The organism is Kitasatospora putterlickiae (genome assembly GCF_039527695.1).
Taxonomy (GTDB): domain Bacteria; phylum Actinomycetota; class Actinomycetes; order Streptomycetales; family Streptomycetaceae; genus Kitasatospora; species Kitasatospora putterlickiae.
Map to the genome: position 1 here is coordinate 7,192 of NZ_BAAAKJ010000406.1, position 1,624 is coordinate 8,815.

The window sequence follows — 1,624 nt, forward strand, 5'->3', positions numbered from 1 at the left end:
CCCCCTACATCCCCGCGGGCGGTGGCGACGTCCGGGAGGGCATGCGGATGCCCTCCCGGGCAGAGCGACGCCTTTCGGCCATTTCGCGATGGCCATGACAGGGCGCCGTGGAGGGCGGTCCGGGCCAAGGAGGGGGAGGCCCGGCCCGCCCCGGCGGGGACGCCGGTCCGGGGATCGTCCGGGTGTTCGACACGGAGTGTCGCCGTCCGGCACTCCCCCCGCCGGACGCGTAATGGAAACGACGACTCCGGTCACCGGACGCGCGACCGGTGGCACCATGTCCTTCGACGGCGTCTTCTGACGGCGCGCCAGGGGTCGGCCGGGGGACCGCCCGTCGGCGGGCGTGCCGTGCGGTGCAGGTCCTCGTGCGGTGGAGGCGCGATGCGGTGGCTGACGGGCTGGTGCACGGGCGCGCCCCGAGGGGGCGCACCGGCGCACGAGCCGCCCGGCGCGGTCGCCCCGATCGCCGCCCGCCCGCTGTGGAGCGGCCCCGACCCGCTCTGGGCGGTCGGCGACTGGCGGCCCGAGGAGATCCGCCTGGTCACCCTGCGGCCCGGCGCGCCCGCCGTGGTCACCACCGGGCCCACCGGGCCGGACCCGGTCGAGGCCGGACCCGCCGTCCTGCGGCTCGCCGTCCTCGGCCCCTGCGGCGCCACCGACGCCGAACTCGCAGCCGGCCTGGCCGCCGCCCGCGGCGGCGCCGTCCGCCACCTCACCGCCTGGCCCGGCGGCTACACCGTGGTGCTGCGCAGCGGCGTCCGGTCGACGGTGCTGCTCACCGACCTGGCCGGCGCCCAGCCGGTCTTCCACACCCCCTGGCGCGGCGGCACCGCGTACGCGACCGCGGCGCTGCCGCTCGCCGACCTGGTCGGCGCGCCGCTGGACACCGGCCACCTCGCCGCCCGGCTCGCCTGCCCCGAGTCGCCGGAGGCGCTCGGCACCGGCACGCCCTACCTCGGCGTGCGGCGGGTGCCGCCCGGGCACGCGCTCGGCCTGCGCGACGGGCGGCCCTACCTGTCCGGGTACGACCAGCCGGGCGCGGGCGGCGGGGGGCGTGGGCGTGGCGAGGCGGCGGCCGTCGGGGAGCTCACCCGGGCCCTGCTGGAGTCGGTCCGCTTCCGGGTCCGCACCAGCCCGGCGGGGCCGCCGGGGCGGGCCCGGCTCGGCGTCGACCTGTCGTACGGGACGGCGTCCGCCACGGTCGCGCTGCTCGCCGCCGCCGTGCCGCTCACGGCGACCGTGCCGCGTCAGCCCGGCCCGCCGCCCACCGAGTCCGGCCGGGCCGGGCGCACGGCCGCGCGCACCGGGGCGGTGAAGGGTTCCTGGGCCCGCACCGCCGACCACCGGCCGCGGAGCGTCCCCGAACCGGTCGCCGCCGTCACCTCCGGCGAGACGGCGCCCCCCGCCCCGGCGGCGGACCTCCCGCGGCTGCGCCACACCGTGCTCGCCGCCGGCCCGGAGACCCTCCCGTACGCGGACCTGCGCACCGACCCGACGGCCGGACGGCTCACCGACGAGCCCGGGCCGGAACTGGTCACCGCGGCCTGGGCCGGGGCCCGGTTCGAGGCGGGCGGCACCGACCACCTCACCGGCTACGGCGCCCGGCACGTCCTGGACGGGCACC

Annotated in this window: 1 protein-coding gene; it reads left to right on the forward strand. The window is 80.4% G+C overall.

What is annotated here, in order from left to right:
• Window positions 1–381: 381 nt before the first annotated feature.
• On the forward strand, window positions 382–1,624 hold a 1,243-nt coding region (locus tag ABD308_RS34555; protein ID WP_486327045.1), incomplete at its 3' end, for a macrolactam cyclase family protein.